1 protein-coding gene is annotated in these 662 nt (G+C 60.1%); it reads right to left on the minus strand.

Annotation, left to right across the window (positions count from 1 at the left end):
- Positions 1-146: 146 nt before the first annotated feature.
- A partial coding sequence (locus tag CUC53_RS18015; protein ID WP_157798326.1) for a 2-deoxy-5-keto-D-gluconate 6-phosphate aldolase domain-containing protein occupies positions 147-662 on the minus strand: 516 nt, incomplete at its 5' end.

The raw sequence follows: 662 nt of genomic DNA on the forward strand, positions 1-662 counted from the left end.
AGTTCAAAGCCCGCAAATCCGGCCTGCTTGCCCTCACGCAAACAGACTTGCAGGGGCGTGTCAGCCCCCAGCGACGGCAAGTCATCGTTGGTCCACGTCAGCGGGTTAATCCCAAGTTGTACGGTCATGTGATGGCTCCTTGTTGTTCAATGGGAAGGGGAAACCTGGCGCTGACGCCACAGGTCAACCAGACGCAGGTAGTTATCTTTGATTTGGCCAACCAGTTGCTCATCGTCAATCTGGCCTGCCAGCCAAGCGCGGGAGGGGGCCCCAAACAGGGTGCGCCCCACCGCAAACCCTTTGACGAGACGCGAGTGCGCAGCGTCGGCAAACCCACTGGCTAGCTCCGCCTCTGAGGCATCCAGCCCGAGCAGCACCACGCCACGGCAGTGGCTGTCGCGCTCGTGGATAAGCTCATCCAGTGCCTGCCAGCTGTGGCGACTAAGGGGGGGCAACTTCCACCAATCGGGTTTCACACCGAGGTTATAAAAACGCTGGATGGCCCGCAGATAAAGCGCGTCGCTGCGCGGCATTCCCACCGGCAGAATCACCTCCAGCAGCAGTTCATGGCCGCTATCGCAGCAAGCGCGGTAAACCTCTTGCACCATGGTCTCTTGCTCCAAGCGCAAGCCCGCCTCATCTTCTGGGTGGCAAAACACCAA

The sequence above is a fragment of the Aeromonas cavernicola genome, from assembly GCF_002795305.1.
In the GTDB taxonomy this organism is placed as follows: Bacteria; Pseudomonadota; Gammaproteobacteria; order Enterobacterales; family Aeromonadaceae; genus Aeromonas; species Aeromonas cavernicola.